This is a genomic window from bacterium, assembly GCA_028820935.1.
In the GTDB taxonomy this organism is placed as follows: Bacteria; Actinomycetota; Acidimicrobiia; order Spongiisociales; family Spongiisociaceae; genus Spongiisocius.
The window spans coordinates 20,790-47,787 of the sequence record JAPPHZ010000049.1; the positions used below are offsets into that span (position 1 = coordinate 20,790).

The 26,998-nt window shown below is 67.8% G+C and carries 23 protein-coding genes; 19 read left to right on the forward strand and 4 right to left on the reverse strand.

The features are described from left to right. Nucleotides 1-2: 2 nt before the first annotated feature. The 8 genes from OXM57_14540 (at nucleotide 3) to OXM57_14575 (ending at nucleotide 14,637) form a co-directional block, all read left to right on the forward strand. The gene (locus OXM57_14540; protein ID MDE0353896.1) at nucleotides 3-2,045 is read left to right on the forward strand and encodes a hypothetical protein; all 2,043 of its coding nucleotides are present in this window, start codon (nucleotides 3-5) and stop codon (nucleotides 2,043-2,045) included. Continuing rightward, nucleotides 2,038-4,062: a hypothetical protein gene (locus OXM57_14545; GenBank protein ID MDE0353897.1), complete on the forward strand. Its 2,025-nt coding sequence runs from the start codon at nucleotides 2,038-2,040 to the stop codon at nucleotides 4,060-4,062. Before OXM57_14540 ends, OXM57_14545 begins: the two co-directional genes overlap by 8 nt. Next, nucleotides 4,055-6,406 carry a type IV secretory system conjugative DNA transfer family protein gene (locus OXM57_14550; GenBank protein MDE0353898.1) on the forward strand — a complete coding sequence of 784 codons (2,352 nt, stop codon included), beginning with the start codon at nucleotides 4,055-4,057 and terminating at the stop codon, nucleotides 6,404-6,406. Before OXM57_14545 ends, OXM57_14550 begins: the two co-directional genes overlap by 8 nt. A 1-nt stretch (nucleotide 6,407) precedes the next feature. Then, a complete protein-coding gene (locus OXM57_14555; GenBank protein MDE0353899.1) occupies nucleotides 6,408-6,689 on the forward strand; it encodes a hypothetical protein in 282 nt (93 codons plus the stop codon). Continuing rightward, nucleotides 6,670-8,058 carry a zincin-like metallopeptidase domain-containing protein gene (locus tag OXM57_14560; protein ID MDE0353900.1) on the forward strand — a complete coding sequence of 463 codons (1,389 nt, stop codon included), beginning with the start codon at nucleotides 6,670-6,672 and terminating at the stop codon, nucleotides 8,056-8,058. Before OXM57_14555 ends, OXM57_14560 begins: the two co-directional genes overlap by 20 nt. After that, nucleotides 8,039-8,779, forward strand: a complete 741-nt coding sequence (locus OXM57_14565; protein MDE0353901.1) for a hypothetical protein — start codon at nucleotides 8,039-8,041, stop codon at nucleotides 8,777-8,779. The genes OXM57_14560 and OXM57_14565 overlap by 20 nt, the downstream gene beginning before the upstream one ends. 72 nt (nucleotides 8,780-8,851) lie before the next feature. Further along, nucleotides 8,852-9,511: a hypothetical protein gene (locus OXM57_14570; GenBank protein MDE0353902.1), complete on the forward strand. Its 660-nt coding sequence runs from the start codon at nucleotides 8,852-8,854 to the stop codon at nucleotides 9,509-9,511. After that, nucleotides 9,421-14,637 (forward strand): DEAD/DEAH box helicase family protein, encoded by a 5,217-nt coding sequence (locus tag OXM57_14575; protein MDE0353903.1) that lies wholly within the window; start codon nucleotides 9,421-9,423, stop codon nucleotides 14,635-14,637. The genes OXM57_14570 and OXM57_14575 overlap by 91 nt, the downstream gene beginning before the upstream one ends. Here the strand turns inward: OXM57_14575 and OXM57_14580 are convergent. Beyond that, the gene (locus OXM57_14580; GenBank protein MDE0353904.1) at nucleotides 14,605-15,072 is read right to left on the reverse strand and encodes an XRE family transcriptional regulator; all 468 of its coding nucleotides are present in this window, start codon (nucleotides 15,070-15,072) and stop codon (nucleotides 14,605-14,607) included. The genes OXM57_14575 and OXM57_14580 overlap by 33 nt on opposite strands. Before the next feature lie 44 nt (nucleotides 15,073-15,116). Beyond that, a complete protein-coding gene (locus OXM57_14585) occupies nucleotides 15,117-15,431 on the reverse strand; it encodes a type II toxin-antitoxin system RelE/ParE family toxin (protein ID MDE0353905.1) in 315 nt (104 codons plus the stop codon). Nucleotides 15,432-15,684: 253 nt separating this feature from the next. On the opposite strand from OXM57_14585, the gene OXM57_14590 reads away from it, so the two are divergent. The 9 genes from OXM57_14590 to OXM57_14630 are packed head-to-tail and all read left to right on the forward strand — an operon-like array spanning nucleotide 15,685 to nucleotide 22,882. Then, nucleotides 15,685-16,908, forward strand: coding sequence for a hypothetical protein (locus OXM57_14590; protein ID MDE0353906.1), 1,224 nt, complete (start codon nucleotides 15,685-15,687; stop codon nucleotides 16,906-16,908). Then, on the forward strand, nucleotides 16,909-18,519 hold the full coding sequence (locus OXM57_14595; GenBank protein MDE0353907.1) for an ATPase, T2SS/T4P/T4SS family: 1,611 nt from the start codon (nucleotides 16,909-16,911) through the stop codon (nucleotides 18,517-18,519). Then, nucleotides 18,516-19,337 carry a hypothetical protein gene (locus OXM57_14600; protein MDE0353908.1) on the forward strand — a complete coding sequence of 274 codons (822 nt, stop codon included), beginning with the start codon at nucleotides 18,516-18,518 and terminating at the stop codon, nucleotides 19,335-19,337. The genes OXM57_14595 and OXM57_14600 overlap by 4 nt, the downstream gene beginning before the upstream one ends. After that, on the forward strand, nucleotides 19,334-20,068 hold the full coding sequence (locus OXM57_14605; GenBank protein MDE0353909.1) for a type II secretion system F family protein: 735 nt from the start codon (nucleotides 19,334-19,336) through the stop codon (nucleotides 20,066-20,068). Before OXM57_14600 ends, OXM57_14605 begins: the two co-directional genes overlap by 4 nt. Nucleotides 20,069-20,086: 18 nt before the next feature. Further along, a complete protein-coding gene (locus OXM57_14610) occupies nucleotides 20,087-20,293 on the forward strand; it encodes a hypothetical protein (GenBank protein MDE0353910.1) in 207 nt (68 codons plus the stop codon). A gap of 34 nt (nucleotides 20,294-20,327) precedes the next feature. Beyond that, nucleotides 20,328-20,756, forward strand: coding sequence for a hypothetical protein (locus OXM57_14615; protein MDE0353911.1), 429 nt, complete (start codon nucleotides 20,328-20,330; stop codon nucleotides 20,754-20,756). Between the two features lies 1 nt (nucleotide 20,757). Beyond that, nucleotides 20,758-21,261, forward strand: a complete 504-nt coding sequence (locus tag OXM57_14620) for a hypothetical protein (GenBank protein MDE0353912.1) — start codon at nucleotides 20,758-20,760, stop codon at nucleotides 21,259-21,261. After that, nucleotides 21,258-21,596, forward strand: coding sequence for a hypothetical protein (locus tag OXM57_14625; protein ID MDE0353913.1), 339 nt, complete (start codon nucleotides 21,258-21,260; stop codon nucleotides 21,594-21,596). Before OXM57_14620 ends, OXM57_14625 begins: the two co-directional genes overlap by 4 nt. Then, entirely contained in the window at nucleotides 21,584-22,882 is a 1,299-nt protein-coding gene (locus tag OXM57_14630) for a helix-turn-helix domain-containing protein (protein ID MDE0353914.1), read from the forward strand. Before OXM57_14625 ends, OXM57_14630 begins: the two co-directional genes overlap by 13 nt. Nucleotides 22,883-23,013: 131 nt before the next feature. Here the strand turns inward: OXM57_14630 and OXM57_14635 are convergent, their stop codons facing one another. Continuing rightward, nucleotides 23,014-23,331 (reverse strand): hypothetical protein, encoded by a 318-nt coding sequence (locus OXM57_14635; protein ID MDE0353915.1) that lies wholly within the window; start codon nucleotides 23,329-23,331, stop codon nucleotides 23,014-23,016. 7 nt (nucleotides 23,332-23,338) lie between these two features. On the opposite strand from OXM57_14635, the gene OXM57_14640 reads away from it, so the two are divergent. Beyond that, the gene (locus OXM57_14640; protein MDE0353916.1) at nucleotides 23,339-24,709 is read left to right on the forward strand and encodes a hypothetical protein; all 1,371 of its coding nucleotides are present in this window, start codon (nucleotides 23,339-23,341) and stop codon (nucleotides 24,707-24,709) included. 142 nt (nucleotides 24,710-24,851) lie between these two features. Here OXM57_14640 and OXM57_14645 read toward each other — a convergent pair whose 3' ends face one another. Beyond that, nucleotides 24,852-25,274, reverse strand: coding sequence for a hypothetical protein (locus OXM57_14645; protein ID MDE0353917.1), 423 nt, complete (start codon nucleotides 25,272-25,274; stop codon nucleotides 24,852-24,854). A gap of 73 nt (nucleotides 25,275-25,347) precedes the next feature. Between OXM57_14645 and OXM57_14650 the strand changes: the two genes are divergently transcribed. Further along, nucleotides 25,348-26,172, forward strand: coding sequence for a hypothetical protein (locus OXM57_14650; protein MDE0353918.1), 825 nt, complete (start codon nucleotides 25,348-25,350; stop codon nucleotides 26,170-26,172). Nucleotides 26,173-26,998 lie beyond the last annotated feature (826 nt).

Sequence of the window (26,998 nt, forward strand, 5' to 3'; positions counted from 1 at the left end):
CGATGGCCGGGGTGACGGTAGGCGAGGAGTGCGACCCGGCCTCTCTCCCTTCGTCCGTTAGGGCACCGGGGGAGAACGGACGGCTGTTGGACTGCTTCTCTACCGCCGTGTCCGGCAACGACGAGGACTGCGCCATCGGTGCGGGCTCGCCTTCGCCGGCGGCGGCTGAGCTGTCATGCGAGTGGGTGTCGAACGGGCCGGGTATGGGCGGTCGGGTGGTCTGCCCCCAACAGCTGGCAGGGCTCACCGACATCCCCTCCGAGTGCGGTTATCTGGACACTGCCTGGTGCAACTCCTCGGCAGGTACGCCACGGGAGATCCTGATGGAGGAACTGGCGGGCTGCGAGCTACTACCCGAGGACGCCCCGCTTTCGGAAGTGACTACGGTGGCGCCCGGCTACCTCCGTGACGCCCAAAGCCTGCCGGCGACCGTGAACATGCGCGCCAACTGCGTCCGGAGCACGTACGCGAAGCTGACCACCCTCGAAGCGCCGAGGGGCTGGTTCAACTCGGCGTCCGCTCCGCGCACCTCGGCTTCGTTCCCGGTGACGACGTACCACATGTTCCACAAGGCGGAGGGGAAGCTGGGGTTGCAAACTCTGACCAGCCCGTTCCTCGGGTTGGTCCTCACTCTGGTGTGGCAGGCTGGTTTGGTCGCTCTGCGGGTGGCGATGTGGGCGTTCGATTGGGCCACGTCCGGCAGCGTCACCGCCATCCTGGCCGGGATCCCCGGCGAGTTGGCGCGCCTCCTCCAGACACAGGTGGTGCAGGGGTTGCGCCTTTACGAGGTCGGGCTGCTCCTCCTCGCGACTGCGGCAGGATGGAAACTTCTACGCGGCCGGGTGGCCGACGCCGCCAGCTCGGTCGTCTTCGCCCTGCTGGCGTTCTCGTTGGGCTGGTTCCTGTTGACCCCCGCAGCTTTCTCGGGTTACTACGCCGGAGCTCTCGAGACGAGGCAGTTAATCGCCGACGGGTTGACGTTCGGTGTGATCGCCGACGCCGGCGGCGGAGGCCTCGACGCCGCTGCGGCTATGCAGGTGGTGTTGGACAGCGTGGTTCACACGCCCTGGGAACACCTCAACTTCGGCCACGCGCTAGACGACCGCTGCCACATCGAAGCCGCCCAGAAGCTCCTCATCGACGGTATCCGCTCGCAGGCCGGCACAAACCTGGACGTGCTCCGCGACTGCGGCGCACAGGGCGCGGCCATGGCAGACTTCGCCTCGAAGGCCACCTCGGAGCGGCTGTTCGGCGCTGTGATGGTTGGCCTCGGACAAGTGGCTGTGGCGGGGCTGGTATTCGTAGCGGCCGGGCTCGCGTTGGTGTCCGAGGTGCTATTGGGCGCAGCGTTCGCTTCGTTGCCGCTCGCTGTAGCCGGGGTGCTCTGGCCGGGCGGGCGGCGGGTCGCCGGGGCGTGGTTTGCGCTCCTGTTGCGTGGGTTGGTCGGTTTCGGGGCCGGGATGCTGTTCCTGTCGCTGGTGATGGTCGTCCTCGCTGCCGTCGTAGGCCGCACCCAGGGCATGGCCCTCCTCGAGCGGTCGCTGGCTTTCCTGCTGGTCGCGTGGGCGGGCTGGCGGCTCCGCAAAGTCTTCCCGAAGGCGGCTGCGCGGGTTTCCGCACAGCTGGGCGGGAAGGTGTCCGCAGCGTTCTCCCGGCAAGGAGTCGGCGGCAGCGGAGCCGGGCTAGGGGCGGCCGCCGGGGGGCTGGCGGGAGGCTTCGCTGCTGCGCATCTCTCCCCTCGTGGTGTCGCTACCGCCGCCAAGATCGGCACGAAGCGCCTCCAAGGCGCAGCTCAGAAGGTGACCGGATTGACAGCTGCCGCCGCTGCTGCCGCCGCCAGCCAGAGACCAGGGCTGCGAACCCTCGCCAACGCGGCCGCCAGCACCAAGGGAGGCAGAGCCGCGGTCGAAGGGAAGCAAGCGAAAGGACTGGCGGGCACTGCATCTCAGGCCGCCGCGGTGGGCATGGCCCAGTGGCTCGCCGGGAGAGGCGGCCGCCCGGCCACAGCTGCCTACGGGCCTGGCCCCGGATCGGGCAGTGGTTAAGCCAACCTTCCGGAAAGCGCTGGCCGCTACCCGCCGTGGCGTCCGTGTCGTCCGTGCCGCGGCCGGCGACCCGAAAGCGCTGGCCCGTATCGGTGTCGCTGCGGCCCGGCGGGCCCCCCGGGTGGCCGCTGCCGCGGCGGTGCTGTTCGCCGCCGGTGCCATAGCAGTGGGCAGCGGATTCGGCACAGCTCCGGGTTCGCCGTTCGGCGCCGGCGACCAAATATGGGCCGCGTACCAACTCGCCGACAGCGTCGTCTGCCACCGGGGCGGCACAGCCATGCTGTGGCCCCCGGAAGTGGACACCCAGCCGGAGGGAGACCGAATCGATTGGCGTCTGGTCGCCGCCGTGGGTCAGGTCTCGTCCGCTCACGCCGCCGACGTCGCTATCAACGCGTTCGGGGACACACTCGCCCCACTAGTCGGCCCCCACGAACGCTCAGACACCGACGGGGGCCGGTTCGACGGCTCCGCAGCCGCCGACGCCCGGGTAGGCCCGCTAGCGCTGTGGCCGGCCGAGATCGCCGCAGAGGGCGTGGACGGGAACTTCGACCAGATCGTGGACCCCCACAACGTTTGGGACGCCGCCGTCACCGCAGCGGCCTCGCTTTGCGTCCGCGGCGCAGCCGACGACCCGGTCGGAGCGTTGCTGGAGTGGCGGGGCGACCGCGCATGGGCCGAGCGGGTACTGGCCGCCTGGGAGGACATCACCTTCCAAGCTGCAGCTGCGACGGGTTCTGTGCCATGGGGGGCGCCGCTCGCGTACACACCTAGGTCCGGGAGCGGTGGCGGACCGGTGCTGGCCGCTTTGCTCGACCGCTGGGCGGGGGCGGGTACGGCAGTCACCTGCGAAGGCGGGGTCTGTGGGGTAAAGCTCGGCTTCGTCCCCGATGACGTGGCCGCCTGGGCAGGGCTGCTGGAAGCCGGATTCGGAGCTCCCGCCGCAGTTCCGAACTGGGGTTTCACCGCGGCGGGCGACCCCAGCCGCCACACCCGTGTCATGCCCTGGACCGCAGGGCTGTCGTGGCTGTTCCCCGCCACTCCCCCACCTCAGCCGTACCGCTACACGCCACCGGCCTGGTGGACGTTCACGCTGCCCCCCTCGGCGCCGGCGTGGACGGAACCGACGGAAGGGCACCTGCTGCGCATCCCCGCCGCCGCGGGAACGGCCGTGTACGCCCCGACCGTGGGTACCGCCGAGTATCACGCCGGCGGTTGTGCCCACATCCACGACCCGGACGGAGCCTTGTGGGAATTGTGCGGCGTGTACGCGCACCCGGGCGGGACAGCTCCCCTACCGTCGGGGCCGTTGCAGAGGCTGCTCCGAGACTGGCCCGAACTGGAACGGGCCGCCCGGCTGCCGCCACCCGCGGTGCTCATCAACCTGGGAACGTTCTCGTGCCGGACGGTGCACGACTCCGACACCTGGTCACCGCACAGTTGGAACAACGCTGTAGACATCGCCGTGGACGTGGACGGCGACCTGGACCGAGAGCAGCAGGACATGGATTCCGCCGTCTCCCACGACGCTCTGAGCCGGCTCACTGCGGCGCTGGCCCGGACGATGCACAACCCGCGTACGTCTGTCCTGGAGGACGGCTCCACCCTGATCCAGGACCAGGCGCCACAGCGGGGCCGCTACCAGATACGCAAACTCGTATTCAACCTCGACTACCGGCCGGGCACCGCGGTGTCTGTCGTTCGCCACGACGAGCACCTCCACGTCGACTTCTGGGTCGGACGCCCGCAGCCCGCCGAACCCGACTGCGCCCCACACGATGTAGCCGCAGGAGAAGGGATCGGTGTGGCTCCGGGCGGGTTCGTCACGGTCGCGGTTAGCGGCCCCGAGGGGCGGCGTCTCTGCCCTCAGGTGCTGTTTCGCTCCTGGCAGCGGGGCGACCCGCTCACTCCCGCCGCCCTAGAAACCGAGCTGCTGGCCGAGGAGGAAGCTACCGGCGAGGCGGCCAAAGCAAATGGCGATGCTTCCGAACCCGAGGCGCTGGAGGGGTGCGATGAGTGAGGGGTCCGACAAGAGGACCATGAAGCCGTCGGCATCTCTTGGGGAGAACATTCCCAACTTTTGGGTGACGGTGGCTGCTGCGGGTATACCGACCGTGTGGCTGGTCTTGGGCGCGGCCCTGGCGACCGGGACCTGGGTGGTGGGTGGCCGCCCGGGCGGTTGGCCGTCGGTGCCTGCCCTGTGGGATGTCGGGTGGAGGATGGCCTCCGACGGTGCCCGCCTCGACGAGGCGTGGCTGCTGGTGTCTCAATCTGACGCGGTAGCTGCTGCCGCGTGGCTGTGGCTACTCGCCTTCGCTTATGCGGCAATGCTCACGTTCGGAGCGTCGGTGCTGTACCGGTGGCGGGAAGCGGGCTGGCCGACTGCTGCCCTTGCCGGCCTTCTCCGGTTCGGGGGAGACTTGCCTAAGCAGTTCCGCCACAAATCGTGGCCGCTGCCGCCGCCGTACTCTCCTCAGGTGCCGGGCCCGGGGGTGCTGTTGGGCCAGGACCGGCGCAGCCATGTGGTGTCGGCGGTTGGGCGGCCGGTGTTGGTACTCGGCCCCACCGGCAGCGGCAAGACCCGCCATGTCATCGCGCCAAACGCGGGTCACTGGCCGGGGCCGGTGGTGGCCACGTCCGTCAAGACCGACCTGGCGGAGTGGACGCTGGAACACCGGGCAGAGAAGGGCACCTGCTACGGCTATGACCCGACCGGGCGGATGTGGGACTGGATGCGCAGACACGGGATCGTCCCGGTGGTGTGGGACCCGTTGAGGATGCTGGCCGAAGTGCCCGCTTGTGAACGGCGGGAAGCCGCGACTCTGTTAGCCCAGTTCCTGACTTCGCAGTCGTCTTCGCACGACGCCGGAGCGCAAGGGATCTGGGCCACCCTCGCGCAGCAATACCTGAGCGAGGTGTTGGTGGTCGCCGCGGAGATGGGCGACACAGGACCCCCCGGCGGCGACCAGCGAGACGGCGGCGTAGGACTGTCCATCGCGCTGAGCTGGATGATGGACATAAAGGGAATGTCGAAAGACCCGATGCTGAAGGCCGCCAACCTGGGACCGGAGGGTCAGCGTTCGATGCGGCGGCTGAACACCCTCGCCGGCAAGGACGACCGCTTCCAAGGCTCGGTCGAGATAACCGCCAAAGAGGTCACCGGTGCTCTCGAGTTCACCGCTGCGGAAGGTGAGGGCCCGAACCCGGCACCGCTGGTACCCGCCGACCTGACCACCTCGGGCGCCGCTCACACCTTGTATATCGCCGCCGACCATATGTCCGTCGTGACCCACAAGCCGGTGTTCGCGGCGGTGTCACGCTGGCTGTTCCACCTCACGGAGAACCACCAGCCCGACCCGGACAAACGGCCCCCGCCGCCTTTGTTCGCGTTGGATGAATTGGCCAACATGGCGCGCCTGTCTGACCTGCCTCAGGTGCTGTCGACGGTCCGCACCCGCGCGCAGGTGATCTGTGGCATCCAGGAACGCTCCCAGCTCGAGGCGGGCTGGGGACCCGCCGGCGCCCGCACCCTGACAGGCAACTGCCCCGTGAAGATGCAACTCCCCGGAAGTTCCGACGCCAGCGCCCTGCGCGACTGGGCGATGCTGGCCGGGACTGACGATGACGACGACAGCGACGCCGACCAGGCCGCTTCTTGGCGCACCATCCCCCAAGGCCATGCCCGCGTCATCGCCGACGAACACCCGGCGTTCACTATCAAGATGGCCGATCCCGACCGCTGGCTGGCGGACACCGTACCCACGGCTCAGGATACCCCAGGATCCGGAGGCGACGACACGGCCGACCTGCCACCACCCGCCGACCGTCCGTACACGGGCGGTGGGAGCGCCCCCGACGAGCGGCCCCCGGCCACCATGTTCGACCCCCCGCCGCCCGATCCGATAGCGGACGAGGTGGCCGCGTATGTGACGGTGGGCAACGAAGCCGCCGCCGTGGCAGCCTCACACCACGAGCCCCCCACAGACGACACCGCAGGCACCGAAACGGCCCCCACTCCCGACCCGGGAGAACTGGATATAACCGCTCCGCCGCCGGAGCCCCGTGCCGTTCCTGGCGTTTCAGCCGGAAATACCGACCATGTGGTAGCAGCAGCGCAACCGGTACCGGCTGCCGACCTGAACGGCCAGCCCACCGCCGAAGGCCTGTGGCTGCCGACGCCGGTCTGGTCACAGGAATCGGACTACTCCGCTGGACTGGCCGAAGCAGCCGAACCGGCCAAGGACAGAGTAGGCGGCGAGGACGGCGAGGCCTTGGAGGTCTACTACGGCGAAGACGGCAAGAAGTACGCGGTTCACCCGTTCGGGCACACCTACGGATTCGACGACGCACCAGGAGAGATCTGACATGACTGGCCACCCGACCCCCAGCCCAACCCCTCAGACCGGAGACGGCCCGGCCGACGTGCTGTCGGACGACTACTACCTGACAGAGCACATCGAGGACGTTCCCACAGCCGACCTCGACGTTGTGTTGGCGGACGGCCGACCCGTGGACGTCTACCGGGATTCGGTGGACGGCCGCCGTTACGGGAGGCATCCGTACGGGTTCACGATCGGATACGACGAGACAGACAACCAGCCGCCGACAACCGCCGAAAGGAGCTCCGATGGGATCGAAGGTAAGTGACCTGACGAACGCTATGGCGGCCACCCTGGCGGACGCCATCGAACGGGACGACGAAGAGTGGACCAAGCCGTACCACGCGGCGGGCCCGACGGCCCCGCACAATCCGATCACGAACCGGCCCTACACGGGCATCAACTGGCTGTTTTTGGCCGCGGCGGCCAACGCTATGGCCATCGACTACGGCGGCTGGGCCACCTACCGCCAATGGCAGAAAGCGGACTGCCAGGTACGGAAGGGCGAGCGGTCGGTGAGGGTGATCCGCGTGGCCACCTCGAAATGTTGCGACAACAAGCATTGCCGGGAGGGCGAACTCTGCGGCGAGGCCGTCCGCCGCTGGGTCGTCCCCTACTCGGTGTTCAACGCCACCCAGGTGGACGGAGACGTTCCGGTGGCCGAAGGGTACGAGAGGCCCCCTCGCCTGTGGTCGGCGCGGGAAGTGACCGACATGTTCGCGATGACAGGCAGCCGCTGGGAGTTCCAGGACGGAGTGATCCCCCACTACTCCCGAGGCCAGGACAAGATCGTCACCCCAACCCCGGACGCATTCGACGACGTGGGAGGGTGGGCCAGCACCGTAGCCCACGAGCACGCCCACTGGACCGGCCACCCCAGCCGCACAGGCCGCCACTCCCGTACAGGCCTCGGCGAAGAAGCACGCCCCCGTGAAGAGTTGGTAGCGGAGCTCGGCGCAGTGGTGATCTGCTCCGCGCTAGGACTGGAGCACAGCCCAGTCACCCACCACGCCCGCTACCTGAAATCGTGGGCGGGTCACCTCCGCAGCCAGGAGGGCGGAGCGGCCCTGACAGCGGCCGCCGCGGACGCCAGCAGAGCAGCCGGCTTCGTGGTGGATGCCATCACCGTGGGCATCCAGAAGAAAGCTACAGCAACCGCCGAGCGGGCCGCCGTGGGTGAGGGCCGCGCACCGACCGTGGCGATCGCAGCCAGGGCGCTGCCGGCGCAGCCGGCGGCGGATCCGACATTCGCCGCCCGCCGGGCAGTGGCCGGGTGGCTGGTAGACCGGACCGCAAGGAGCGGCACCGTCACCCCAGAGGAAGCTGCCGTCCGTTTCGGCGGGTTGCTGAGCGTTCCCCCGCCTGACCCGACGAGCCGTCCCCCGGACCCGACTGTCCAAGACCGCCTTGCGGTGCGGGACTGGCTGGTGGCCGCTCAGACGGCGGAGGACCCCACCCAAGTGCGGTTGTCGCTGATTGAGCGCATCGTTGGGCTCAGCCCCGAAGACATGGAACAAGCCCGCCAAGCTTCCGTCTCAGCTGAGACCCCAGCTCGGGACCGGGAGCAGGCGGCGGTCGCAGCGGACGAGCGGCAACCCAGCCAAGGAAGGGGAGGCTATGGCAGCTTCGGACTCTGAATACACCGCCCTGAAACGCTCCCTGATGGGAGTTGGCGTAGCGGCCGCACTGGTCGTGGTCGTGCTGTTGTGGTCTCGGTGCGCTACTCCCTCGACTCTGTATTCGGGGTCGGTGACGGTAGACCCCCAGCAGCTCCTCGGCCCGACCAACGCTGTCGCGGCCGCCGAGCGGGCGTTACAGGAGTGGGCGCCCGGCTCGGATCCGCAGCTGGTGGAAGTGGCGTGGCGCCGCGGCGGGCGGAGCATAAGAGTGACCGCCGACGTGGACGGATCAACCGTGCAGGTCCTGGTCGAGGATCACGGCCCTAACGGGTGGGTGGTACCCCACCCGCCGCGGCCTACGGAGGGGCTCGCCCCGTCGTCGTGGTGGCCGCTGGACGACCCACCGTCGGCGGCAGCGACCGACGGCCGCTGGCAGACCGCGGTCGGGTTCCTCGACGCCTGGCTTACGGGCGGCGACACCTCACGGTGGACCGCCACCGAATACCACCCGCCGGCGCTCGCTACCTACTACCCGGACTGGCGGATCACCGGCGCCGACCCCGAGTTCGTTCCGGTGCCTGGCACCGACCCTGCGGTGTCGGTCGTCACTATCGAGTACGAAGCGGCCACACCCGGCACCGCCACCGCCCGCATCTGGCGGGTGCATCTGGCGGTCGCTCAGGACGCCACCGGCCGGTGGACGATCACCGCAGTAGCCCATGGCCCTCCGACTGGCTAAGAGAAGGAGCGGATACGATGGCTGTAACCGACGCTCAACTCTCGCTGTTCGACGATTGGGAGGACACCAACGATGGTCCTGCGGATAGCACTACCAGCCCCGGAGATAGCCCGCCATCGGTGGCCGGAGCCGGACCTGTCCGGCCACGAGGCGCTGGTACGGCGGGAGTGGGGCATGGCAGCGTGGGGGTGGATGGCGGCGTGGTGTCCGAAGACGCTGGCGGCGATGGAGGACCCGGTGGCGCACTTCACGGCGATGGACGACCGGCTGACGGCGGAGCAGCTGCGGGTTCGGGAGGCGACCCCGTTACTTCGGGGGGAGACACCGGGAGAGTTCCAGTTCCGGGTGTCCGACCTGGTGGAGGCGAAGGCCCGGGCCGAGCGGCCACCGCCGGAGGTGGAACGTCCGGTGTGGGATCGGGAGTGGTCGGACGTGATCCGGTACCGGCATCCGCTGGAGCGGGGACCGGACGGGAAGTGGCTGGGGGGCCGGCAGGAGCGGTGCGTGACGACCCTGGGCAGGCTGGCGGCGGAGATGCTGGGCATGTGGACGCAGGAGGACGACGCCCGGACCCATCTGGTGGCACCGTCGGTGATGCAGTCGATCCTCGACCGGATGGAACCGTTGAGCCGTCACCTGGTGTGGGACGCGGCGGCGCGCAAGGCACGGAAGGTTCATCCGACGGACCCGGAGTACCAGCAGCTCCGGAACTACCCGTCGCCCCCCTACTAGCCGCCGACTACCGTCCCCCATCCGGGCAGATCAGCCGGATCGAGGCCAACCTGGAAGCCCTGCGGGTACTGGCCGAGGTGGAGTCGTCCGGCCGGCCCGCCTCCAACGAACAGCGCCGAGTGCTGGCCCGCTGGTCCGGGTGGGGAGCCGTACCGCAGGTGTTCGACCGAGAACACCAGCTGGGCAAACGGTTCCTGGAGCAGGCCAAAGAAGCGTTGGGCGACGACGACACCGCCGTCGCCGCGGCCCGCCAGTCCACCCTCAACGCCCACTACACGTCACCGCTGGTAGCCGAAGCGCTGTGGAAGCTGGCCACCGACTTGGGCTTTGGGGGCGGCGACGTGATCGAGCCGGGCAGCGGACCCGGTGTGTTCTTCGCCGCCGCGCCCGTCGAGGACTTGGCGGTTCGGATGACAGGTGTCGAGCTGGACCCGACCACAGCCCGGATCTGTGGGGCGATCCACCCCGAGCACACGGTCGTGACCGCTCCACTCCAAGCCTACAAGGGGTCGGGGTTTTCGGCGGCGATCGGGAACGTGCCCTTCGCCGACGTGCGCACCAAGGACGGCCTCGGCACGGTGGACCAGCCCTTGTCGCTGCATAACTACTGCCTCGCCAAATCGCTGGCCGCTCTGGCGCCGGGAGGTCTGCTGGTGGCCCTCACAAGCCGGTACACGCTGGACTCGGTGAGCCCCGCGCAGCGGAAGCAGATCGCCCGCTGGGGCTGCTTCGTGGGCGCGGTGCGCCTCCCCAACAACACGTTCACCGCGCAGTCGGGAACGTCGGTAGTGACCGACGTGGTGGTGTTCCAACGCCGCCCCGAACCGTTGAAGACCCAGAACCTACCCGCCCACGAACAATGGTGGGACACCACTGAGTGGTCCACCTCCGACGGTACCCCGTTCCGCCAGAACGCCTGGTACAGCACCAACCCCGACCTGGTGATCGGCACCCCCGAAAGCGGCGGCATGTGGGGCCGAGACGACATAACACTGGTCACCGAAGACCCGCTCGAAGACCTGATCCCCACAGCCCTCGACAACCTGGCCTCCCGTGCTGTGCTGCCGTACCCGCTGCCCGACGCGGCCGGCCGGGCCGACCGCACCGCGGTCAGCCCTTACCCGTCGTTCGTGGCTCCCGCCTGGGCTCGGGAGGGATCGATATTCGTCACCCCCAAGGGATTCCTCCAGATCAGCGAAGGCCTTCCCCGAGAGATCAAACCCCGCCTCGACCCACCCGACCCGGCGCTTCGGAGCGTCCCATCGAGCGTGAAACGGGCCGACCTGAAACGCCGCAGGGCGGAGGCCAGCACGAAGCTCGCTGCCATGTGCGACCTCAGAGACGTGGCCCGCGAGTTGTTGGCTGCAGAGCAGAGCGGCGCGGAGAACACCGACGACCTCCGGGCGGAGATGGGCGCCGCCTACGACCGTGCCGTGGCCGTGCTTGGCCACACCCTGATCCGCCGCGACGACGACGGGAACATGCGCCGCCAGTACCTGGGCGGGTTCATCGCCGATCCTGACTGTGTGTTCCTGATGGGACTCGAGGAGGACGGCCCGGACGGGACCCCGGTGAAGGGACCAGCGTTCCGGCGGGCGATGACCACCCCGGTGGTAGCGCCCGCTGAGGTGTCCACCCTCACAGAAGCGGTGATGCAGTCAGTCGGTCGGCTGGGCCGGGTGGACATCGAGTTCATGCGGTCGGTCACAACGTTCGGCTGGACAGAAGACGACCTGGTGGCCGAAGGGCTCGCCTACAGGAACCCGGACACGATAGGAGCCCCCGGCGAGCAGGAATGGGTAGCCGGCCCACTGTATTTGGCGGGCGACGTGCGGACCAAACACGCCGAAGCCGCGGCGGTCGCCGCCGACGACGACCGGTACGCCCCGAACGTGGCCGCCCTCGAGAAGGTCCTGCCACCGTTCGTCGCGGCGGCGGACATCGAGATCAGCTGCGGTACCACCATGTTGGAACCACACGAGGTTGAGGAGATGATCACCGACACGCTCGGACCCATCAGAGAGCTGCGGGTGACCTATTCGTCTGCGGGCGGCTGGGGAATCAGCGGCCAGGCGGACACCTACTCGGCGGACTTCGTGTCGGTGTGGGGCACCGCCAGCGCCAGCGCTCTGAGGATCCTCGACGCGGCATGGTCGGGCCGCCAGGTGGTGATCACCCGCCCAGACCCCCGTTACTCCGACGACCCCAAACGCCGCATCGTTGACACCGAGGCCACCGCGCTCGCTGCCGAGAAGGTAGAGAAGTGGCATGACCGTCTCAACGAGTGGATGTTCGACGAGTCGGTCGCCCGCCGCGAGGAGATGGAGAGACGGTGGAACACGCAGTACAACCGTTTCGTTCCGCCCACCTACCCCGCCGAGTGGATGGAGGAACCGCCCGGACTGAGCGACGAATTCCGTGAGATGGGACTGTACGAACACCAGAAGACCGCCGCGGCGCGGATCGCCCTCGGCGACGACTTCTTGCTGGGCCATTGCGTCGGCGCCGGCAAGACCGTCACGATGGCGGCGGGGGTGATGCGGATGCGCCAGTTGGGTATCCGCCAGAAGCCGCTTCTGGTGGTACCGAACCAGGTGGTCACACAGTTCGGCGTGGAGTTCATGCGCGCGTTCCCCGACGCGAAGGTGCTGATGCCACCGAAGGGGGACACACCCGGCCGCAAGCAGCGCCGCCAGTTCGCCTCCCAGAGCCTGTGGGGAGACTGGGACGCTGTGATCGTGCCTCACTCGTTCTTCAATCTGATGCCGCTGCGGCCCGACACGAAGGTGGCTCATCTGCAGTCGCGACTCGCCGAAGTGCGGGAGGACTACGAACGAGCCAACAACGAGCAGGCTCTGCACGGCGATCACAACACGAGCGGCCAAGCCCGCCGGAAGCGCACGATCAAACAGATCGAGAAACAGGTCGCCCGGGCAGAGGAGAGGCTGGGGAAGCTGCTGACCGCCACCAAGGACGACGACGTCTGGTGGGAGGAGTACGGGTTCGATTACGTGTTGGTGGATGAGGCGCATGAGTTCAAAAATTTGGCGATCCAATCGACCGACCGCTCCGCCAACCTGACGGGCGCTGAGAAGGCCGAGGACCTGCTGATGAAGATCGAGGTGCTACGGAAGCGGCATCCGGGGAAGGGGGTCGCTACCTTGGCGACGGGCACTCCCGTGTCCAACCGGCCCTCCGAGCTGTGGGCGATGCTCCGATACCTGGGTCCGGACCTGCTCGAATCGGCAGGTGTGTTGACCTACGACGCCTGGTCTTCGTGGTGCACCACCAAGGCGACGAACCTCGAACCGTCACCCCTCGGCGGCGGGTTCGCCCCCCGAACACGGGTGTCGGCATATGTCAACGTGCCGGAGCTGCGGGCGATGATCGACACCCGAGCCGACATACGCACCGCGGACAGCCTAGGCCTGGTACGCCCACCGCTCGCCGGTGGCGACCGCCAGGACGTCTACGCCCCGGCGTCGAGGCTGCTCAACGGCTGGATGGACTCTCTGGCGGAGCGGGCTGTGGGCCCCCAGGACAACAAGGACATCCTGATCGCTCTCATCACCTCCGCCCGCCAAGCCGCCGTGGACCTGAGCACGGTGGGGATCCCACCCAACCCTGAACGTCCCTCGAAGCTGCTCACCGCCGCCGACCACATAGCAGCCCTCCACCGGGAGAAAGCCGACTGGCGGTTCGCGGACTCGGACACACCGGGCACGCTGCAGCTCGTGTTCTGCGACATCGGTACACCCACCGCGGACGGGCCGAGGACCTACGGCACACTGGCGGACGCTCTCGTCGATCGGGGTGTGCCCGCCGACCGGATCGAGTTCATCCACGACTACCCGTCGGCCGCTGAGAAACAGGACCTGTTCCGCCGATGCCGGGAGGGGGACGTGTCCGTGTTGGTCGGGTCCACATCCAAGATGGGCACCGGCGTCAACGTCCAGACCCGACTCTCCGACGTTCATCACCTCACGCTCGATTGGAAGCCGGCCCTGATGGAACAGCGGGAGGGGCGGGGCCTGCGGCCGGGGAACCTGTGTCCCGAAGTGGGTGTCTGGTATCACATCGGGGAAGGCACCAGCGACGTGATGCAGCTGTGCGTCCTCCGGAACAAGGACGCGTTCATCCGCCAGTTCATCGAGGGCCGCGAACGGGTGATCGACGTGTGCAACACCGACGAGGACACCCTGACCTACGACGACATGATGGCCCACGCCACCGGCGACAGCCGGGCTGTGGCCCTGTCGGAGGTGGCCGCCGAGGTAGTGACACTCCAACGCCAACGGAACGCCGCCCGGGTGGCGGTACGCCAAGCCACCGACCTGCACCGCTACACCGAACAGCGCCTCGCCACGTCACGGTCCGTCTACAACGAACTGGGCGGGTATTCGGTGGTGTCCCCCACCGCACCGTTCGTCGAACAAGACGGGCACCGCCCACTCAACCGCCAAGACGCCACCGCCCTCCTCGCCAGGGCCGCGTACCAGCGCTGGCGGACAGCGAACTACGCCTACACCGACCAGGCCGAAACGATCGCCAAGGTCGGTGACGTTCCGATATGGGTTCGCTCCCATGCGCGCCTGACGACGCTCGGGGTCGGCCCGCCCCTGGCGAAGCTGTCAACCAGCCTCCAAGGCGGCCAGGTCATCAACGCCCACAACGCCGCCTGCGGACGCCCCGTGCACGGCACCGTCCCTGACCTGGAGCGGAGGGTCCGGAACCTGCTCAAGGAGATCCCTGCTACCCGCGCCGCCGCAGGCCAGCGCATCCCCCAGCTGGAACGCGACCTCGAATCCACAGCCAAGGCGGTCAACAAGGCATGGCCACATCACCAACTGCTAGCCCGCAAGACGGCCAAGATGGAAGCGATCCGCAAAGACATCAACGAGAACCCGATAGAGCGGCCCGTACCGGACGTGCCCGTGCCGACACGGGCGATAGCCGGCGCGTTCGCCGCCGGCGAGGACATGGCAGCGCTGCTGGACCGGCTCGAAGTTGAGCATCGGGGACCGGAGTATCCCGCCGATCTGACACTGGCTGGTGACCATGCTGGCGGCGTAGGCAGCGATTTCATCGACCGGCTAGCCCACCGGAGCCTCTCGCTGTCGCTGTGAACCCTTAGCCGCCGCGTGCTTCGTCACCACCCGCCGGCGGCGGCCGGGCGCGGCAGACTCACCTTCCACGGCGTCGGGCTGGGCGCTGCGTTGGCCTTCGCTTTCGGGTCGGGGGCGGGCTGGTGCGACGATGGGGATTCGTTGGTCGTCGAACACAGCGGCCAGTTCGAGGTGCCCGCCCAGGCTTTCTACTACTGCCCGGACTGTGGACACCAGGTGGTCGTCGGTTCGTTCCATAGCGGAGACGGCCGGTTGTGCCCGATCGAGGCGGCGGGCGAGCTCGGCTTGGGTCATCTCCCGGGCTCGGCGGAGCTCACGGAGGTTGTGAGCCGCGAGCGCATCCCGCGCCTTCTGTTCGAGGGCATCAACGCGGGCGCTCCGTTCGGGGTCGTTATCTATGTGGCTTACTAGGTCGGTGAACTTGCGGGCTGCCATCAGTGTCTTCTCCCCTTCTTCTCTGAGTTGACTGGTAGCTCCCTTTATGGGTCGTCCAAACCGACCTCCCGGCGGTACCGTTCGTAGCGGCTGTCCGCTTGTGGTACGGCTCGGCGGTACCACCTGTCCCATTGGCCTTCCTTGTTTCCGCCCAACAGCAGCACAGCGGCGCGTCGGGGGTCGAAGATGAACAGGATCCGTATGTGCTTCGCGCCGCCACGAGGACGCAACTCCTTCATGTTGTGGAACTTCGATGTCGTCACCCGGTCCACGAACGGTCTGCCCAGCGTCGGACCCTCAGCGGCCAGAAGCCTCATGACAGCTGTGATCTCGTCCTGTTCGGTGTCGGTAAGCGCCATAAACCAGATGTCGAACTCGGCGACGGTGAAGATCGACCACCTCATCTCACCATTATAAGGCGGACTGTAAGGCCTTCTACGCCGGGCCGGGCGGTGGCCCCCCTCGTTTCCGCGGTCTAGCAACTGCAAAAGGAGGGGCGGAGCAACACTCCAGTGGTGATATCACAGCCTATTTGCGTTGCAAAGCGTTGCAGTGTTAGAGTCTACGGGTAGCAAGGGATGCTCCCTTTCTGTGTGGGTTTCGGAGGTAGGTGTGTTCAGTGGTAGAGCCGCACGCCTCGCAGCGGCGGGTGTGCTAGTCGCCGCGGCGGTGGTGTTGGTGCTGTTGTTCGGCCGTGCTCCGTCACCGGCCGTGGTCGGAGTCCTGTTCGCCTCCGAGCCGTGGCCGCGTGGGACCGCAGGCGAGGTGGTGGTTATCGACGTCCCCGAGTCCCTCGCCCCGCTGTTCGTGACCCCCGACGGACTGGGCAACAGTGTGGCCGCACTCGACATACCCCGGGGGACGTTCATCACCGCGGAGATGCTCCGACCGCCGGGGCCGCTCCCCGGCCAAGGAGAGCTGACCAGTCTGCGCCTGGCGGTCGCGTCGAATCTGTGGCCCGACCCGGGTCCCGCCGGAGGTGACCAGGCAGTGGTCGGCGTAGCCGCCGAAGCGTGCGCCCTCGCTATCACCGAACTGGTAGACGTAGAGGCCGGTCAAGGCACAGTGACCGTTGCGGTCACACCCGCCGTGGCCGTCCTGCTCATGACCCAACCCGACCTGGCCGTATGGCCCCCGGTAGGGGAGACATGGCCTGAGTGTCTACGCCCCGAACCCCCCGAACCGATCCGGACGACACCGGCGGGCACTACCAGACTCGCCCTGGCCGCTGCCACGGACCTGTGGCCACCGCCGGGGCCACAAACCGGCGACCGGGCCGTGGTCGCGCCCGCCGCCGATGCCTGTGCCCTGGTCGTGACCGACCTGTTGGACGTGAACGCCGCTACCGGCGCCGTGGTCGTAGCCGCCGACGCCGACGACCTGGCCGCTCTCCGAGCGGCGGGAGACCTCTCTGTGTGGCCGGCGGGCAGCGTGGCTTGGCCATCGTGCGGACCGGACCGGTGGCGACTCCACTCCGGAGTACCGGAGGGGGCATTCCCGCTCCAGATCCTTGTCAACCCCACCTACTTCCCGCCGCCCGGACCAGGCGCCGGCGACCTGGTGGCGGTCGGGCCGGCCAGCGAGGGCTGCGCCTGGTTGGTCGCCGAACTACTCGCCGCCGAGGGGGCCGCCATCAGCCTGTGGGTCACACCGGACGTGGCCATCCAGCTAATGGCTCAACCCGACCTCGCTGTATGGTCACCGACCGCCGACGGCACCTGGGACATGTGCGCCGACCCTCCCGATGCCCTCGAGCCCGCCCCGGAGCCGACTCCCGAAGCTGCTCCCCCACCGGCCGAGGACACCAATGAGAGTCCCGGCGAGGGGGATGGGTAGATGCTGCTGCTTATCAAGGATAAGAGACTCGCCCCGGAGGTGGCTGACTGGATCGCCCGAAGCCTGACTGACGGAGTGCGCCGCAAGGAGCCGGGAGTCGCTTTGGTCGAAACGATCGGTGACGAGGCGTTGGGAACCGCCCGGGGGCAGGTGCTCGTGGTGTCGTCCGACCTCGACTACGGACGCCTAACCGCCGCTGTGGCGGGTGCCGCGGCGGTCGCGCTCATCACCGAGGGCACAGCACAGAACGTCAGGGCCTGGCTCGACCTCGACACCAGCGCCGGCTACAGGGTCCCGATCATGGTCGTGATGGTCACCGACGAGCCCGTGCCGAACGTGCCTCTGCTTGCCGCCACTGCCGGCGTCACCACGATGCGGAACATCCGCCCGGCGGCGCACCGGAAGGCGATCAGGCAACTGCGGCGCGTGGGCCGCAGCCTGGCCTTCTACGCAATACAGCCCCGACGGTTCGCCGCGTCCGACTCGGCCACGCACCGGGCGGGAGCCCGCCAGCAAGCCGAGAAGCTGCTGGACAGCCTTCTGAAACGCGACGACGTGGAGGAGTTCCAGGTGTTCGCCGGAGGACGGATGCAGGTCCAGTACACCGACGGTCGCCGTGAGGACCAGAAGTCTCCCTTCGCCACCGACCAGGACCTCGAGGACGGGATCAAGTTCTTGGCCACGTTCGGTGGTGACCGCTCACTCCGCTTCGATGAGCAGCACCCGCGCCTTGATCTCCACCTGAAAGACCGATGGAGGCTCCACGCCGAGGGGTTCGTTGTCAAGCCCATGTACCTGGCCTTGAGGGCGAACATGGGCGGCCGGCTTTCGCTGGCCGAGTTGGGCTTCGCTGATTCGCGGTTGAACGCATTGCTCATAGCAGCGAGCAATGGGACGCACCGAGCGAACGTGATCATCGCCTCGACGATGTCGGGCGGCAAGACCACGCTGGTCCAGGCGATCCTGGGCCACACACCCCCGCATGAAAGGGTGGACACCATCGAGGACACCGCTGAGCTGCGCCTCTCCCATTACGGCATTCACCGCCTGACGTTTGAGAGGCTCACCCGTGACGCCAACGCTGACGGTGTGGGGCAGCTCACGATGGCCGACCATATCCGCGAGGCCAAACGGGGCAACGCTTCGAAGATCGTCGTGGGGGAGATACGCGGAGAAGGCGCCGACGCTCTTTTCGACGCCATGTCGTCGGGGATGAACGGATGCCTGTCGACGCTGCACTCCCCGCCCGGTACGGGGGTGCTGGACAAGATGGTGGCCTATGCCGCGGCGGAGGGCTCGCCCGAACAATACGCCCGCCGTCAGATAGCGGCCGGGGTGCATCTGCTGGTCTGGCTGGGACGCAACAACCGCAACGAGAGGGTGATCGCCGACGTAACAGAGATCGTAGACATGGACAGCGCCGGCATGCGGATCCGGACGAATTGCCTGTGGCAGCTGCCCGAAGGGCGCCGGTGGGCGCGGCCCGTCAGCCTCCCGCAGAACCCCGTGGTGGCAGCCCTGTACGACTCGGTGGGGGTCTCCCTTGACGACATGATCGAACCGCGCTCCGACCCGAACCTGCGGGTGGTGGACTCTGGGGGCGGGGAATGAACCCGACCGGGTGGATCGTCACGGTGACTGCTCTCGCCGGTGTGGGCCTCATCGTGTGGCCCGACCGCCGGCCGGTTCCCACACTGCTGGTGATGCGAGCCGCCCGGGCGCGTCAAATGGTGCGAGAAACCCGCCCGGCGACCGTGCTCGGCCCGGCAGGTGCGGTGACTACGGGAGCCACCGTCGCGGCGCGGTGGGGTATGGCCCTCGGGCTGGCCGCCATCATCCTCTACGGTGTCGGCTTGTGGGCCGTGGCGTTGCGGACCCGTAGCGCCCGTCGGCGGCGTAGGACAGAGCGGATGGCACGGCTGGCGACCGTGCTGCGGAACCAGTCGTCCACGGCGACCACCGTAGGGGAGGCACTGACCCGAGCCGCCCCGCTAGCGGCGGGAAGTGTCGGAGCGGCCGCCGCGGACCTGGCCCGCGGATATGAGGAAGGGGCCGTAGCCGAAGCCTGCCGTGCGTTCATCGAGGCCGTCCCGGTGACCGCGGCGGTTTGGCTCACCGACCTGCTGATGGCGTCCAAGCATGGCAGCGGGCAGGTGTCCAAAGTGTTGAGCGCGCTTGAGACCCTGGCCGCCGCGGACGCCGACAGCGCCCATCATTTCCACCGTCACGTCGCGGCGCAGATGATCCCCACAGTCATCGCGCTCGGCCTAGCGGTCGGGACCATCCTCGGGCTAGCAATGTGGCTGCCCTCCTACGGACAGTGGCTGCTGAGCCCCACCGGGCAAACGGCCGCGCTAATGGGGGCCACAGTAGTCGGCCTTATTTGTGCGCCCCTGTTCGCCGCGGCAGCAGCGGAGATGCGTTCATGATCTGGCTGGCGGTGGCCGCGCTGGTAGCGCTGGCGGTGGTGCTGGTACTGACCGATCCACCCGTATACCACGACGCCGAAGACGTCGCCGCGGCCGGTTGGAACGCCGCTATGTTCACTGCTCTGTCCGCCGTATGCGCCCTAGTCGTGGCTGTGGTCGTGTTCGCCCTCCTGGCAGCTACCACCGGGTCAAGAGCGGCACCAGCGGTCGGCGTGGCCGCTGGTGCCTGGATGCCGCTGCTGTTGCCCCCAGGGCTGCGGCGCGCGGTCCTCGACGCCCACAGTCGCCGCCAGTCCAGCGCTCTCCACTCGTGGCTGCGGCGGGTCCGTCTCTACACCGCCATCGGGATGCCCCTGCGTCAGGCCGCCGTGGAAGCTGCCCACCAGACCACCGAGCGGGCGTTCACACCCGTGGCGGCGGCTATCGCCACCGCCCTCGAAGGGGGAAGGGACCCCCTGACAGCCGCCGCTCAGAGAGTGAGCGGCTCAGCCGCCGAGACGTTGGTCGGAACCGTGGACGCGGTAGAGCGCAGCGGCGCCGCCAGCGCCGAACTCATAGACCATGTGATGGACCGTGCGATCTCCTTATACGCCACCAACGGCGCAGAACGGACCGACCGGCTCGGAAGGAGTACCCAGACACTCGGGACCATCATCGTCGCGGTGGCGGTAGCGATACTCATGTTCGGTATAGCCGCATCGGTCAACACCGGCGGCGTGGTGGCACCGTGAAGTAAGGAAGGAGAGGTAGTGGACAGACCAGTCGCGATAGTCCTGAGCATCGTGGCTGCGGTGGTCGGCATGATCGCCGCCATAGCCATCATGTGGGGCCAAATAGGAGCCGGACAAGAAGACATCGAGGACGTGAACCCATACGCGGGGATCACCGTCGAGGCCGTGTGCACCGCGGCGGGGGGAACATGGGACGCCTCCGCTACCGGAGACAAGTGCACCTAGCCTCGGCGACGGTGCAGTAGGGCGGAGAGCCGGCGTGGACACCGCGGTCGCAGTTGTGAAGCTTGGCGCCGTATGGGTGGCGCTGGTGACCATGGTCCTGTCACTGCTCGTGTCGTACACGGCCGGTCTCGACGCCCGCTCCGCCGCCCGCTCCGCCGCGTTCACGGCGGCGGCCGCTCTCGGACGTGACTGGAACTGCCAGGCGACCGGAACGGACTGGGCCCAGGCCGAGACCGCCGCGGCGGAGGCCTCCGGGACTCGGCTAGCAGGCAACGACCGTCTCATCGTCACCGACTTCGGGCTGACCGCCGACACCGCCACATGCGCCGTGCTCGCCGCTTTGCAGATAGTCCCCATCAGCGCCGGCCGGTGGTGGTGGACCGACCCCATACACGCTTTGGCCTGCGCCCCGACCCGCTCAACCGGCCTGCCCCTGCCGACCGCATGCGGACAGGCAACCTGACATGGACGAGATAGTCGGCGCGCTGCTGGCGGTACCTGTCCTCCTTCTCGGGATCCTGACAATGGCCTCCATCGTCGAGATAGCCGACCGGCGGGAACAACTCGCCACAGCAGCCCATCGAGGAGTTGTGACCGCCTCGGCAGGTGTGTACGCCGACGCGTCACCCGGCGAGGTACGAGCCGGGGTTCAAGCAGCCGAGGGCGCAGCCGCAGCCGCGTCGCGGGTATGCGCCGACCAACTGGCCGTGACGGTCCAGTACTACGACCAGCGGACAGGCGACTGGATGCCTTCCACACGCTACGAGGCGAACACCGTGTGGGTCGGCGCCGCCCCGGACCTGAGCCGGGCACGGGTGACAGTGGAGTGCTGGCTCCTGCCCGGACCAGTACCAGGCCTGACCCCCAGGGTCAGCCACCAGTCCGAAGTGCCCCTACCGTCCGCTCCACCGTCCTCCCCTACCGCCCCCGGCACCGACCCGTTCAGCGGGCTACAGGAGCAGCGGTGAGCTGGGCGGTCACCACGGTCAGCATGGTCAGCCTGATCGTGTTCTCCATGCTGTTCCTAGCGGACTACGCCGCGTGGGTCCGAGGCCAAGAACTTGCCTACGAGATAGCAGCCCGCGACTACCGGATCGCCCTAGCGGATTGCGCCGACGACCTGGTGTGCTCCCAGCCGCCCCCGACCGCCTGCCGGCACACCAACAACGTGATCGAAGTCACCGCCGACCTCGGCCACCGGCGCCGCTTCCCGTTCGGGGCTTCCCCCACCAAAGCGTCCCTATGGTTCGACGCCGGCGCCTACTCGGCCGACGTAACAGCCGTACCCGCATGCGCGCCGTAACCTACGTCACCCGTCGGTGGGGCACGGCAGACGGCCGGGCCAATACCTGGCGCTGGGTTGTGTCAGTGGTCATCGTGGCCGGCTACGTCCTAGCAGCCCGCTGGCTGTGGTCCCGCGACCTCATCCCCTCCCAACTGGCCGACGTGACAACACCTTGGTACCGGATACGCCAACAGGGAGAACCAGACGAGACGCTTATACCCCTCGCCGTAGCCGTAGCCCTTCTAGCCGCCCTCCCGTTCGTGACCCGAGCCGCCCGGACAATCCACGTCCTTCGCCCCTGGCAGCCGCACAGCGGCGGCGGGTACCTCGCGCGGGCGGCCGCGCCGGTGCCGATCCCCGCAGCCTCATGGTCCAGGTTCACGCAACAGTTGCTGCTCGACCGATCCCGCGCCGAGTCCGAGAACAGCCGCCACCCGGCGGGTTCCGGCTCCGTGCTACGGCTACCCACACCCACGACTGCGACCGAACATCTCGACCCGGCCCCTCCAGACGTAGCGGCCGACGCGTTTCAGTCAGAAACAGCGGCGCCGGGACCGCCACCGTCACCAACATCCACCCTCACCGACCAGCTCGCCGCCGCCGAAGCCGACCTGAACCTCTCTACCACCGAACCGGAACCCGAACCGTCACCAACACGCACCCTCACCGACCGACTCGCCGCTGCTGTCCTCGAGATCTCCCCCGATCCGGATCAGCCTGCGACGTCGCCCGCCGTATGGCAAGGAGCAGCGGCTGCCGGGGGGCCTGTGGACACGGCGGGTGAGAAGGTAGCCGAGGCGATAGGGATTCCCAAGGTGCGTCTCCTGAGGTTGTGCGGGAACGAGTGGGGTATGAAGCTTCCAAGGTACAGCTTGCTGGCGCTGATCGCGTACCGGGGGGAGGCGACGGTGGCCGAGACGTATCGGGCGTTGGGCACGTCCCGGTCCGCGGCGAAGTCGCTGCTATGGCGGGCCCGCAAGGCGGGGTGGGTGACCTGGGACGGCCGCCAGTATTGGCGGCTGGCTGAGGGGGTCGTCACGGACCTAGCCGCCCTGAACGCTGCTGTGCTGCGCGGCGAGGAGGAGGTAGCGGTGACGCTGGCCGAGGGGCTGGGTCGGCCGTTACATCGGGCAGAGGGTCCCATGGCTGCTTGGATCGACGACCCGATCTACGCCATCAGACGTTCCGTCCGTGGCGACCTGGTGGAAGAAGCCGCCAACGCGCTGGCCGCCGCGGTCGAGAAGTGGCCGCACCGTGTGGTGTTCCGGGCTGCTGTGGACAGGATCTACGGTGACGCTGCCTAGCGGAGCCCCCGCCGCGTCTGTGTCGGCCCGCCCTGCGGGGGATTTGTGGCGCACACGGCGGATTATGTCACTAGCGGTTGTTGCCTCCATCTCCCAAGGCCTTCAGAGGCCCCTGCCGCCCAGACAGGGAGTCAGAAGATGACCACGAACCGCAACTCCAGATTGTTGATAGCCGTCTTGGTAGTCGGTGTAGTCGCTCTCGCCGCCGGGGCGGTCTGGGTGCTGTTCCTCCGCACCGCCGACGTAGTGCCAGCGGTGGTAGCGCGGCCGGCACCGACCACCACCGCAGGACTCACCCCGGCCACGACCCGGCTCCACGCGGCTGACCTGGCCACCACTACCACTACTCCCCCAACCACGACAACCACCACTCCCGTCACCACGCCGACCGCTTCCAGCACTACTCCCCCGACGACAACCATCTCATCCGCCACTATCACCACATCCACACCGATCGTGTGTGATGACGGTTACCACGCCCACGACGGGGAGTGCCACCCGGACCATCCCGACGAGGCCGATGACGCATCTGGCGGCGACGAGAGCACGCAGGCGACCCAGGCGGCTGTGGAAACGGTGTGGTGGCGGCCGGGCCTCGGTGACGAGGCGTTTGCCCTTGTCGATCCGGACCAGGTGGGCGCCGATCACGCCCTCGCGATGGGCGAGGACCGCGAATGGGGACCGTACCGGTATTACCTGTTCTATCACGGGACGGTCGAGGGGTCCGCTGCGGAGGCCGAATTGTTCTGGGATGTGGGGGAAACGTTCCGCCGCGTACATCAGGAAGCAACCCTGTGGGTGTACTACCCGTATCGGTATGACTTGGCGTGGGTGGAATACCCGACAGCTATGGAGGTCACCGCCACGTGGCCGCTGGGTGAAACGCTCGTAGTGGCGTTCCACCGCGACGGCGAGTATTGGGCGGGCGAGTGGGACGGCGTGGAGTGGCCCACCGGCCCGCCGATACGGCCCACCACGCCGTTCGCCGAGCCCCGGTACCCCGACACCGCTCAGGCGCTGGGACGGGACTGCCCACCTGTCGAGGACCTGTGGGAACAGGGCGCCGACGTGACCGACCCATGCACTGTCGCCGCGGTGAGCACCGCCATCCGGTATGCCGAGGCCGGCCCCACGCCCCATCGTATGGCAGCGATCCGAGACGGCCACACCCTGGGCGAAGTGTTCGCCTACCAGGACAGCATCGACGACCCGGTCTACGCGATCTCCTTCGCTGAAGAGTGGAGAGCCCACACGCTGGTGGAGTTCGAGACCATGCAATGGGGAGGATCGTTCCCGCAGGCGTCCATGATCGAAGTCGGCTACCGGGTCGGGAGACCCCCCGTGAAGTTGACCGACGACCTGCGCCAGGCCTTTACCGCGGACTACGAAGCCATGATCAGGTTCCTCAGCGACAACGACCCGTACTACGCGGGTCCTCCGTTCACGCTGGAGGAGATGTTTGCCATCATCGAGGCCGGCTGGGCCGAGCAAGCAGGCATAGAACCCTACGTGATCGAGGTGCTGGCTGTGCGCACCGCTGACGGCACATGGCGGCTGTCCTACAGGTCGTTCTGCGCCGGGTGGATTACTACCTCGTTCGAGTGGAATCCTGCCTGGGCTGATCGGGTGGTATGCCCGCCCGACCCGACCCCTTGGTTCCCGGACTCGGACGTCTTCGACACCGACATCTACCCACCGAACCATCTGTGGTACTACAACGACCCCCGCGCGCTCGGCGACGACTCGCACCAGGTGTGGACCTACGACCGGGGCGGGATGGAGAAGCACCGTCTGGCCGGCGAATATTTGGGGGTGCCCCCGTCATGAGCACCCGGCACCGGAGAAGACTGCTCCTGTCCTCCGTGCTCGTCCTGGCCGGGGCGCTGGCACTCGCTGTGGTACTACTCCGGTCCGACCCCTCCCAGGCACACACGCAAACCAGGCCGGGAACATGGACCTGGAAGGTAGTTCAGCAGTGGGGAAAGCAGGAAAGGTACTGCGCTAGGCGAGGCCGCGTCTCGGGAGTGTGGGTGTGTGTTAGGTGGAGAACGCGTCTGGTCTCCTGTAGTCCGGGATCGGCGGGCTGCGGGGTCGTTAACGAACACCAAGTCCGCGTGTGTTCGGGGTACGTATGGGGCGGCTCCTGTTCAGTGAACGTACCCCACACCCACGCCCCGACAACGACGACTACCACCGCTCCCACGACTAAGACGACGGCCGCACCCACCACGACCACCGCTCCCACGACTACGGCCGCTACTACGACCACCGCACCCACAACTACGACGACGGCGACCACCGGCGCGCCTACCACGCCTACGACCCGGCCTCCCCCGCCGCCGCCAACGACGCCCACGACCCGGCCTCCCCCGCCGCCGACGACTACGGCCACCACCACAACGTCCACGACGGTTCCGGCTGGCTGGTCCGATGTGTGCGATTGGGAGTTTGAGAAGGATGTAGCGGTGACGCGGTTGCTGCCGATTGCGCAGCCCGCCACCCGATATGTGTGGTCGGGGGACGAGCCGACCGGGATGCAAATGCGGACGGTGTTCGTTGACGGCGTATGGGCGCAGCAACTGTCGGGCACGCCGACAGCTGTGGGAGTGTGGACGGGAACGCTGACACCCCGCAGCCCGACCCCTAACGGGGTGGCCGACCTGGATTGCACGTTTGAGGTCACTTCGGGCATCGCGGCGTGTTCACTGACGATCCCGGCCGACCAGATGCGGTCAGTACGCGCCGCGGTGGGATGGCAGACGGACGTGGCCGGGTCCGGACCCGGCGGTTCCAGCTACACGATCACCACAGGAGACCCGGCCGCTGGGAGTGGATCACCGCGCATCTGGCCGGTGTGGTCGGCGGATGCCGACTTGACGGTGACGGACACCTCGGGGTGTGTGTGGACGATGACCGAGGTAATATCTTCGGCGCATCCGCTGTTCGTCTGGTACGCCCCGGATCGGAGCACCGTACGCAACGTGTCCGCAGGCCTCGGCGCGCAGTGGGATGCCATGACCACCGCTCAGCGGCGAGAGGTCGAGCGGGCGGGCCTGGCGCTGCTGGCCAGGGTAGGGCTAGGCCAACCCGAGGACGACCTTTCGGTGGGCGGCAGCTGCGCGTCGGGCGACGACCAGGCGCTGCACTGTGTGTGGGGTATCCCGTTCCCTGGTGTGTGGCAGTGGGCCCTGGTAGTGCGGTATGAAAGTACCCAGGACGGCGCTGCACGTGACTTGACAGTGATATCAGGAACGTCAAGGTTCTGGAAGTTTGCCGACAGCGCCGGCTAACTCTCAACGGGACGGGCGTGCCTCCCAAGACACTGTTCGTAAGGGGAGTGCGCCTTACCCGCCCCTCCCCACCGTCGCTCCTGCTGCTAGGCCGGGTCGGCAGGCTGCTCCACCAAGACGGCTAGGAGAATGATCAGGCAGGAGCGGCAGCGACCCCCGTGGGCGGGGGATCGCGGTGGCTGGCGGGCTGGTGAATTAGCCCGTCGGGATCGGTTCGGGGTCGGTCACCTGCGCCGCCTTGAGCAGGGAGGGCTGACCGGGTGGAGGCTCGTGGAAACACACGGTAGGTGGCGATGTGGTCGGGGTTGTGGTGACCTCGTTTGGTTACTCGCAGGCGTACCTCGTCCCCGGTGTGATGATCGACCGACCGGAACACTGCGACGGGCCGCCCGTTCGAGATCCCCGGTTCTAGCGTCGCGTCCAGTACCTTGGTGGGGGTCATTGGCGCTCCTTTCCCCCCAGCGTACCATAGAGGAGGACATATGTCCCCCTTACCTTGTTGGGTGGCTCGGGTGTGTGAGCATTTGGGCTGGTTGCTCGCCACGGCGGGTAGGGCCTTGTCCCCCTGTTACCTAGATGGCCTGGGGGGTGTTGCCACCCGCCGTGTGAGGGCGCTGTTGACCTCCAATAGAAACATGCAAACTCGTGATAGGGCTAGTTCGTAAGGTGGTTGACGGCAACCGCGCCTGTGGGGCGATCTCGATGGTTCAGTCTACCGAAAGGAGAGGGCCCGGATGAGAGAGCCACAGATCAAGGTGTTTGTCGGGGTGGTGTCAAGGCCGGTTGAAAGTTGCGCGGTTTCGTGGGGGTTGGTTAGTGGGTGATC

Bases quoted from the DNA above. Each gene is read 5' to 3' on its own strand.
- OXM57_14570 (MDE0353902.1), top strand. From the start codon at position 8,852: ATGGTCCTGCGGATAGCACTACCAGCCCCGGAGATAGCCCGCCATCGG.
- OXM57_14560 (MDE0353900.1), top strand. From the start codon at position 6,670: ATGGGATCGAAGGTAAGTGACCTGACGAACGCTATGGCGGCCACCCTG.
- OXM57_14595 (MDE0353907.1), top strand. From the start codon at position 16,909: ATGCTGCTGCTTATCAAGGATAAGAGACTCGCCCCGGAGGTGGCTGAC.
- OXM57_14565 (MDE0353901.1), top strand. From the start codon at position 8,039: ATGGCAGCTTCGGACTCTGAATACACCGCCCTGAAACGCTCCCTGATG.
- OXM57_14605 (MDE0353909.1), top strand. From the start codon at position 19,334: ATGATCTGGCTGGCGGTGGCCGCGCTGGTAGCGCTGGCGGTGGTGCTG.
- OXM57_14580 (MDE0353904.1), bottom strand. From the start codon at position 15,072: ATGGCAGCCCGCAAGTTCACCGACCTAGTAAGCCACATAGATAACGAC.
- OXM57_14585 (MDE0353905.1), bottom strand. From the start codon at position 15,431: ATGGCGCTTACCGACACCGAACAGGACGAGATCACAGCTGTCATGAGG.
- OXM57_14555 (MDE0353899.1), top strand. From the start codon at position 6,408: ATGACTGGCCACCCGACCCCCAGCCCAACCCCTCAGACCGGAGACGGC.
- OXM57_14630 (MDE0353914.1), top strand. From the start codon at position 21,584: ATGCGCGCCGTAACCTACGTCACCCGTCGGTGGGGCACGGCAGACGGC.
- OXM57_14540 (MDE0353896.1), top strand. From the start codon at position 3: ATGGCCGGGGTGACGGTAGGCGAGGAGTGCGACCCGGCCTCTCTCCCT.
- OXM57_14620 (MDE0353912.1), top strand. From the start codon at position 20,758: ATGGACGAGATAGTCGGCGCGCTGCTGGCGGTACCTGTCCTCCTTCTC.
- OXM57_14550 (MDE0353898.1), top strand. From the start codon at position 4,055: ATGAGTGAGGGGTCCGACAAGAGGACCATGAAGCCGTCGGCATCTCTT.
- OXM57_14600 (MDE0353908.1), top strand. From the start codon at position 18,516: ATGAACCCGACCGGGTGGATCGTCACGGTGACTGCTCTCGCCGGTGTG.